Here is an 8719-nt window from a genome sequence, read left to right as displayed (position 1 = left end):
TCAATAATTTGGTTTTGATGAACATCAAATTCAGCACTCAATTCAGCAAGTGTTTTTTCTGCTTTAATCGCAGCAAGTGCTACCTTAGCTTTAAAATCATTTGAATGATTTCTTCTTGGTCTACGTGCCATAAAATACTCCATATATTGATGTTTATAACATCATTTGAGGAGCAGAATATCACTTATAGGAGTTGTTCAAATTTACGGATCCATCTCTGTTTGAAATAATTTGTCCAAAAAGTTTCTTATTTAAAAATATTAGTAATTTTAATGGCACTGTTGCAAATAGGGAACTGAATCAACGAGATTCCCTTCAAAAAAGCTTAGAGACCGAAAACTCTATTAACTAGACACACTTCACTCTGAGATAGTCGTGTGATCAACATTCACACCACGTTCAGAAAGCATTTCCCGAAGTTCACGTAGCTAATGCCATATTACAATACCAGCGCACAGCCCAAAGAATGATTTCGCCCTAAAAATGCCGACAATGGAAGAGATTCATATACTGAACTTTTAGCTAAAAAACTATTTTGCTTATCATCAATCGCTATTTGCAACAGTGCCATAAATTATGGCTCTTACTTTTTACGAAGTAAGTGTTTTACTTTATGTACAGAATACTGTACAATTAAAATTACTAAGACAATGATGATTGTTAATCGGTGGCTATAAATGCATGTATTTACATATACAGATGCTCGCAATAACCTGAAAACGGTTTTAGACCGTGTTATTGATGATGCAGATGTAGCTGTTATTACACGTAAAGAAGGTCAACATGCCGTTGTTATGGGTCAAGACTATTACGATAGTTTGATGGAAACATTGCATCTCATGTCTTCTCCAAGTAATGCAGCACATTTAGCAAAATCAATTGCAGAATTACGAGCATCTAAAACGATCGAAAGAGAACTTTTAGATGAAACGGAAGACTAGTTTTACACCTTCAGCTTGGGATGATTATGTTTACTGGCAAAGCCAAGACAAAAAGACTCTAAAGCGAATCAATGCCTTAATCAAGGAGTGTCTGAGAACTCCATTTGAAGGTATTGGTAAGCCTGAACCATTACTCGGTGATTTATCTGGGTTTTGGAGCAGACGAATAGATGAAAAGAATAGACTAGTCTATGAAGTAACAGACGCAGCGATAACGATTATTTCATGTCGTTACCACTACGAATGAACAAGAAGCCCTTACTCAACTAGTGTAGGGGCTTTTTTATTTGATTTGAATTTGTATTTCATCTAACGTTTCTTGGGAAATATCTTCTGCTACATCATAAGAACGATCATCAGGATGTTCGTAGTCATCTGGGTCTTCATCATATAAACCAATACCTGTATCTGGCTGACCATAAATATCAAAAACTATGTGGTTAGTCATAGTTGGACCGTCATAATCGGTATTAAGATCTAAGGCAATAATATTATTATCATCATCACGGACAGTATTAACACTAACCTCTTCAATAGGTACTACTAAGCCGTTATCAAATTTAATATCAGCAGGTAATATAATTTTTTTATCTGAATCTTCAAAAACTTTTTTAGACATGAAAATTTACCAAAAATCGAACGGAGTAGTATCAATAGCACAGAGCAATTGAAACAGCAAAAGTAGATCAATGCACGTTGTAACAAATAACTTACTTATTAATATCAAATATATAACAGCCATAAACTTTAAATCACATGCAAAAAATCCGCTCAGCCTTTCTTATGACATCACATGATGCCTTCAGCCTATACACCTCAATTAGATAAAAATAAGGATATGACTACTCACAGTAGAGTTCAGTTATCTTTGTCGGTTACTCCAACAGTACCCGCCCGTCCAGGCAACAAATCCTTAATCCGTTCTCTCTGATCGTTTCTTAATACATAGCTTTTAGTCATGAAAGGATAATGAGGACAAATCAGGTTTTCTCAAGCTAATTGGTGACAGGCTCTAGATGAGTGTTATTTGCCTATACCCTAAAGTAACAATTTGAAAGTTGGTAAAACCATGTATCATTTAAATGATTTTTAACCATATATAACATGTGACTTTGATATTTAAGATTTATAATTTACAAAAGTGTTCATTTTTATCCAATTGGGGTGTGAAAGCGTGAAAGGTCAAAAAGTAGGCTATGTCCGAGTCAGTTCAGCCGAGCAAAATACTGGACGTCAACTTGAGGGAATTGAAGTCGACCGGATTTTTGTTGACCGAGCTTCGGGTAAAAATACCGACCGACCTAGATTTCAAGAAATGTTGAACTATGTCCGAGAAGGGGACAGGGTGATTGTCCACTCCATGGATCGTTTTGCACGAAGCCTGAAAGATTTGGTCACTGAAGTGGATAAACTGGTCAAAAGAGGGATCGCCATCCAGTTTGTAAAAGAAAATATTACATTCACAGCCCAATCCACTCCGATGGATAATTTGATGCTGCAACTGATGGGGGCTTTTGCACAATTTGAACGTGAGATTATTCTAGAACGGCAAAAGGAAGGAATTAAACTCGCTTCGGCTCAAGGGAGGTACAAAGGCCGGGTACATAAATTGAAGCCGGATCAGGCTGAAGCTTTACGACAAGCATGGAAGGAAGGGAAGTACCCTTCAAAAATGGCATTAGGCCAAGCATTTGGAATTAGTCGCCAGGCGGTATACCGCTATTTGAAAGTCGGTGAATAACTCAATTGAAATTGGCGACTATATTTAGTTTAGCTGGCACTGTTGCAAATAGAGATTTGAGTCGATGAAGTTCCCTTTAAAAAGTGCTTAGAGATCGAAAACCCTGTTGATTAGACACACTTCACCCTGAGGCTGACCATAATAAAATGACGATGCTTGGACTGCTCCCAGTATCCTAGACACGAGACGGCCTCATTTTGAAGCTGCCTCAAAGGCTTCTGGACTCATCCCATCGAGATGCGAATGACGCCTGATTCGATTGTAAAACATCTCGATATAATCAAATACATCTGCACGCGCCATTTCTCGTGTTTTATAGATCCTCTTTTTAATTCTTTCCTTCTTTAAGCTGCTAAAAAAGGATTCAGCAACAGCATTGTCTCAACATTTTCCACGACGACTCATACTCGGAACTAAATTATGCTTCTGACAGAATTTCTGCCAGTCTCCGCTACTGTATTGTGAGCCTTGGTCTGAGTGTATGATCACAGGTTCATTGGGTCTGCGTCGCCATACCGCCATTAAAAGGGCATCCAAAACGATATCCTTGGCAAGCGTAGGTTTCATTGACCAACCGATGACTTTCCTTGAATATAAATCGAGAACCACAGCCAGATATAACCAGCCTTGCCAAGTGCGGATGTAGGTAATATCAGTCACCCACGAGGTATCAGGTGTGTTTACAACAAATTCTCGATTTAAATGGTTAGGTGGCACAATCTGAGGACGACCACGACCATAGCTTTTATGCTTCTTATATCCTCGAACAGCGGCAATGCCATTGTTCTTCATGATCTTCAGCACACGATTCGGTCCACAGCTTTCACCTAGCTCTTTAAGATCCAGCGTGATGCGACGATAACCATAGATACCATAACTGGCATCATAAGAAGAACGGATCAGTTGTAATAACCGTTTGTCTTCAATTGTTCTGCCTGATTCGGGTTCATGTAGCCAGGCATAATAGCCAGCACGAGCAATCTTAAGAACCCGACACATCGTCTTAATCTTAAATTGATGGCTGTACTCAAGGATAAACTGATACTTTACTCGGGCAGGCTTGCAAAGTACCTTGCGGCCTTTTTTAAGATATCCCGCTCTTCTTCAGTTTGCTTAAGCTGACTTTTAAGACGAAGGATCTCTTTCTTTGCTTCGAGTAGTTCATGTTCATCAGGGTTGTTGCGTAAAGGCTGTACGGCCTTTAGCCATTTATAAATGCTGTGCTGTGATACACCTAAACGTTCTGCCACATCAGTGACAGAATATCCACGTTCAGTAATCAATTTAACAGCTTCTTCTTTAAATTCTGGGGTGTATCGTTGTCCACTCATAATGTTCTCTTCTATGCAAAAAGAATAGACGAAATTTGTCTAGGAGAGTGGTGGCAGTCCATATCTAACTAAAAGGTGTCTACAAAATCGGTGGCTATTCACATCTTTGTGATGTTGGAAACAAAGTTGAATAATTTTTTGAGTACGTATTTCCCCAAATGCATCTAGGTACAGACCAATTTTTTGAGACATTTTAAATTGTGGGGTGTTTTTAAGTCTGTTTAAGACCTGATGTTCGTTTTTTTTATGTTGTGAAATACTGACATTTTTACGTTTTCGACGAATGTCACTGCGCAGAGATTTCAGATGATCTTTCATAGATGCCACAACAATTTTAATTACTGTAAATCTTACTTGATTTAATCCCTATATTTAATCAGATTGCTCATCTAAATATTTTTTATGACTGGAAAAGCTTCCACGCATTTTTTTAAAGCGCTCCTCAAGAGGTCTTGAGTCGCACTATAAATTTTTTTGGTAAACATTTTATTTAGTGTTTACTGAATAGTCTAAATTAAGCTAATGCATAAATTATTATTTCTTTATGAAAATATCGAATAAGAATAATACTTTTTTGAACATGCATCACTCAAATATCATCAATGAAAAATATAAAAATCGCACTTAACTGGTGCAATTCCATATTTTTTGATCAAACTTTTATTTCTTAATACAAATTTCCATTTAATAAATTTAGATATTAAAAGTTATTTACTGTCAATTATTGTCATGTATTCACATTTTTTTTGTATGCTGTCGAATGTTATTGTGTGAAAGGTGTTGTTTAATTTTATTAAAAAATAAATATTAAACTATGTTTTAAAAATATATATTTTTTGTTTTGTTTAATTTATTACTTAGTAATTTTTTATGTGTTTTTTGGCTCATAATAATTTTGAAGTGTGATTTACTTCGCATTAAAAAAAAGCTATTTTACTGCCCAATAAATTACATTGGCTCTAGACTAGCAAAATGATTATGTTAGTCTAGAATCATGATAGAAAAAAGTAAATTAAGTCACTACAAGATTAAAAAAATTATTCAATGCTTTTGTGTTGATATTCCTGCTTCCAAAACAGCCTTATTACTCAATTTAAATCGTAATACGATTAACTATTAGTACATGCTTTTTAGAGAAACTATCTATGATCATCAAACAGATTTAAGAGCTAAGTTTGTTGGTTCAATAGAAGTAGATGAAAGCTATTTTGGAGCGAAAAGGCAACGTGGGTTTCATGGAAAGTTAAAGCGTGGTCGTGGGACTCTAAAACAGCCAGTATTTGGAATATTCGAACGTAATGGGCGCGTCTATACTGAAATCGTACCTGACTGTAAAATGAAGACTTTACAAGAGGTTATCATTGGTAAAGTTTCACTTGAGAGTGTGATTTATAGTGATGGATGGCGTGGCTATAATGGTCTTGTTGATGTGGGTTATTCAAAGCATTTTAGGGTAAATCAAGGAGCAAATGAGTTTGCTAGAGGAGAATGTCATATAAATGGAATAGAATCATTTTGGAGCTTTTGTAAAAGAAGGCTAGCAAAGTTTAACGGCATATCAAAAGAGTACTTTGATTATCATCTTAAAGAAACTGAATGGCGTTGGATGAGGGAACCTAATGAGTTAGCAACTGAGCTGTGGAACCTCATTAGGTAAAATTAAGTGTAAATCTGCTAGTCTAGAGCCTTACATTTTTTACCTAATAGACAAACTTGTATACAAAGAAGTACAGGTCGTTAAATTTCTTCTGCGTTTGGGAATTATTATGAATAAAGTTTATAAAGTTGTTTGGAATGCATCTCTCGGTATTTGGGTAGCGGTTTCTGAGTTAGCCAAAGGAAAAACAAAAAGTAGATGTAGTGTTGAAGCTTCTTGTTCGCAAAATCAACAACTAGAAAATGTTTCATTAAGCTCAGTTTTTAACTATAAAATTCTATCCCTCGCAATTTTTACAGTCTTTACTGCAAATTTTGCCTATGCTGGTTATGAAGCTGGTGGTGGAACAACTTTTGCTAACTGTACGCGTACATCAGCCGGATCAGGAGCGGAAGGTGCAGGGATTGCTATAGCAAACGAGAATTCTATTGCATGCGCGCCTGCAGTCGAGTCTGTTGCAATAGGGGCAAATATTGCTGCGTTGGGTGCGCAATCCACAGTAATTGGTAATGATGTGATTGCTTCGAGTACTGCAGTTCAATCGGTCATTATCGGTTCTAATTTTAACGCCAATCCAGTGACATCAAATGGTAAAGGTGGTGTAGCGATTGGAAGTGGATTATCTACAACACATAAAAGCCCAATCGCTGATGGTCAAGGCTCTTTGGCTTTAGGTTCAAGTGGTGACGGCACTACAATAAACGGAACAACATACAATCAACAGGGACCTGATGCTAAGGCAGCTTACAGTGCTGCATTAATGGCCGGCTCTCAAACTGCAACTGGTGCAGATAGATCTATAGCTTTTGGTGTAGATGCTAAAGTTGCAGCTAATACAGTTGATAGTATTGCACTAGGAACAACAAGTGCTACTTCTGCTAATAACACCGTTGCTATAGGTAAAAATGCAAATGCCAATGTTCTTAACTCCGTTGCATTAGGTGCGGGTTCGACTACAACTGCACAGTCGGGTGATTCTTTTCTAACGAATGTTGCACCATCTGCTACGAATGGCGTAGTTTCAGTTGGCACAACTGGTACAACTCGACGCATTCAGAATGTCGCTGATGGTGCTGCACTTACTGATGCCGTGAATGTAGCGCAATTGGATAAGGCTTATGATGACGCACATAGCCGATTAGCAACAGCTTTGGGTGGTGGAGCAACGTATGATCCAGTCACAAATGCTTATACAGCACCGACCTATAATGTCACTACAGATCCAAATGCAGGAACAAAAACTGGTAATGTAAATAATGTCGGTGCTGCACTTTCTGGTTTAGATACAGCGGTAAATAAAGCAATAACATTTAATGCTAATACAGGCAGTTCAACTAATAAACTGGGATCATCCTTAAATATTACTGGTGGTCTTGTAGGGGCTGGTTCAAACGCTAATGTCAAAACTATCATTACTGGAAATACAGTTGATATTCAAATTGCTAATGCCCCTACATTTTCTGGTACTGTAACTGCTGGAAATCTTGCAACTGGTGGCACATTAAGCGTTACAGGCGTGAGTAATTTAAATGGTGGAGCAAACTTAAATAATCAAAAAATTACCAATGTTGCTGCAGGTACAGCACCTGGTGATGCGGTTAATTTTAGCCAATTAACCACGACTAATAACAACGTAACTACAGCACAAAATACAGCGAATACTGCTTTAACTAATGCTAATAACGCTCAAACTACAGCAAATACAGCGTTAACTGAAGCTCAAAAAGGATTGAATTTTAGGGCAAATGCAGGTGCGACAGATAAGGTTAGTTTAGGTGAAACCGTTACTTTAGCAGATGGCACTAATACAACTGCAACTTATGATGCAGCAACAAATACTTATAAATATAACGTGGTTGATGCACCAACTTTTGCTGGTACGGTGACAGCTGGAAATCTTGCAACGGGTGGCACATTAAGCGTTACAGGAGTGAGTAATTTAAATGGTGGAGCAAATTTAAATAGCCAAAAAATTACCAATGTTGCTGCAGGTACAGCACCTGGTGATGCGGTAAATTTTAGCCAATTAACCACGACCAATAACAACGTAACTACAGCACAAAATACAGCAAATACTGCTTTAACTAATGCTAATAATGCACAGACTTCTGCAAATGCAGCGCAAAGTACAGCTAACACTGCTTTAACTGAAGCACAAAAAGGTTTGAATTTTAGAGCAAATGCTGGTGCTACAGATAAAGTTAGTTTAGGTGAAACCATCACCCTAGCAGATGGAACTAATACAACTGCAACTTATGATGCTGCAACAAATACTTATAAATATAACGTGGTTGATGCGCCAACTTTTGCTGGTACGGTGACAGCTGGAAATCTTGCAACTGGTGGCACATTAAGCGTTACAGGCGTGAGTAATTTAAATGGTGGGGCAAACTTAAATAACCAAAAAATTACCAATGTTGCTGCAGGTACAGCATCTGGTGATGCAGTTAATTTTAGCCAATTAACCACAACTAACAACAACGTAACTACAGCCCAAAATACAGCGAATACTGCTTTAACTAATGCTAATAACGCTCAAACTACAGCAAATACAGCGTTAACTGAAGCTCAAAAAGGATTGAATTTTAGGGCAAATGCAGGTGCGACAGATAAGGTTAGTTTAGGTGAAACCGTTACTTTAGCAGATGGCACTAATACAACTGTAACTTATGATGCAGCAACAAATACTTATAAATATAGTGTTGTTGATGTACCAACGTTTACAGGTACAGTAACAGCAGGAAATCTTGCTACTGGCGGTACATTAAGTGTAACGGGTGTAAGTAATTTAAATGGTGGTGCAAACTTAAATAATCAAAAAATTACCAATGTTGCTGCAGGTACAGCACCTGGTGATGCGGTTAATTTTAGCCAATTAACCACGACCAACCAAAAGATTGATCAAAATACGAGTAATATTGCGACCAATACTGCCAATATCGCAACCAATACCAGTGACATCACGACGTTAAAAGGTGGTTTCAACCTACAAACTATCGCAACCAATACCAGTGACATCACGACGTTAAAAGGTGGTTTCAACCTACAA

At 37.5% G+C, this 8719-nt stretch carries 7 protein-coding genes and 4 pseudogenes; 5 read left to right on the top strand and 6 right to left on the bottom strand.

Annotated elements, in window-relative coordinates:
• The 3 genes and pseudogenes from F891_RS14300 to F891_RS18460 all read right to left on the bottom strand — a co-directional run.
• A pseudogene (locus F891_RS14300) lies at positions 1-131 on the bottom strand (IS3 family transposase); the annotation flags it as partial.
• A gap of 237 nt (positions 132-368) precedes the next feature.
• A pseudogene (locus F891_RS18185) lies at positions 369-471 on the bottom strand (IS6 family transposase); the annotation flags it as partial.
• On the bottom strand, positions 440-571 hold the full coding sequence (locus F891_RS18460) for a hypothetical protein (protein ID WP_005264107.1): 132 nt from the start codon (positions 569-571) through the stop codon (positions 440-442). The pseudogene F891_RS18185 and the gene F891_RS18460, both read right to left, overlap by 32 nt.
• A 106-nt stretch (positions 572-677) precedes the next feature.
• On the opposite strand from F891_RS18460, the gene F891_RS14295 reads away from it, so the two are divergent.
• Positions 678-941, top strand: a complete 264-nt coding sequence (locus F891_RS14295) for a type II toxin-antitoxin system Phd/YefM family antitoxin (protein ID WP_005264105.1) — start codon at positions 678-680, stop codon at positions 939-941.
• Positions 925-1188 (top strand): Txe/YoeB family addiction module toxin, encoded by a 264-nt coding sequence (locus F891_RS14290; RefSeq protein ID WP_005264103.1) that lies wholly within the window; start codon positions 925-927, stop codon positions 1186-1188. Before F891_RS14295 ends, F891_RS14290 begins: the two co-directional genes overlap by 17 nt.
• 36 nt (positions 1189-1224) lie before the next feature.
• Here the strand turns inward: F891_RS14290 and F891_RS14285 are convergent, their stop codons facing one another.
• Positions 1225-1560: a hypothetical protein gene (locus F891_RS14285; RefSeq protein ID WP_005264101.1), complete on the bottom strand. Its 336-nt coding sequence runs from the start codon at positions 1558-1560 to the stop codon at positions 1225-1227.
• A 555-nt stretch (positions 1561-2115) separates the two neighbouring features.
• On the opposite strand from F891_RS14285, the gene F891_RS14280 reads away from it, so the two are divergent.
• The gene (locus F891_RS14280) at positions 2116-2682 is read left to right on the top strand and encodes a recombinase family protein (RefSeq protein WP_034439743.1); all 567 of its coding nucleotides are present in this window, start codon (positions 2116-2118) and stop codon (positions 2680-2682) included.
• A 192-nt stretch (positions 2683-2874) separates the two neighbouring features.
• Here F891_RS14280 and F891_RS14275 read toward each other — a convergent pair.
• Both F891_RS14275 and F891_RS17575 read right to left on the bottom strand, forming a co-directional pair.
• Positions 2875-4013, bottom strand: a pseudogene (locus F891_RS14275) (IS3 family transposase).
• Between the two features lie 39 nt (positions 4014-4052).
• Positions 4053-4331 carry a 5-formyltetrahydrofolate cyclo-ligase gene (locus F891_RS17575; RefSeq protein ID WP_005264097.1) on the bottom strand — a complete coding sequence of 93 codons (279 nt, stop codon included), beginning with the start codon at positions 4329-4331 and terminating at the stop codon, positions 4053-4055.
• A 676-nt stretch (positions 4332-5007) separates the two neighbouring features.
• On the opposite strand from F891_RS17575, the pseudogene F891_RS14265 reads away from it, so the two are divergent.
• Positions 5008-5670, top strand: a pseudogene (locus tag F891_RS14265) (IS1595-like element ISAcra1 family transposase).
• A 109-nt stretch (positions 5671-5779) separates the two neighbouring features.
• Positions 5780-8719: ESPR-type extended signal peptide-containing protein (locus F891_RS18335; protein ID WP_005264094.1), on the top strand; the 2940-nt coding region annotated here is incomplete at its 3' end.

The organism is Acinetobacter sp. CIP 101966, assembly GCF_000369725.1.
Taxonomy (GTDB): domain Bacteria; phylum Pseudomonadota; class Gammaproteobacteria; order Pseudomonadales; family Moraxellaceae; genus Acinetobacter; species Acinetobacter lwoffii_Q.
Note: the sequence above shows the minus strand (reverse complement) of the source record. Positions and strands in the feature narration are given on the sequence as shown.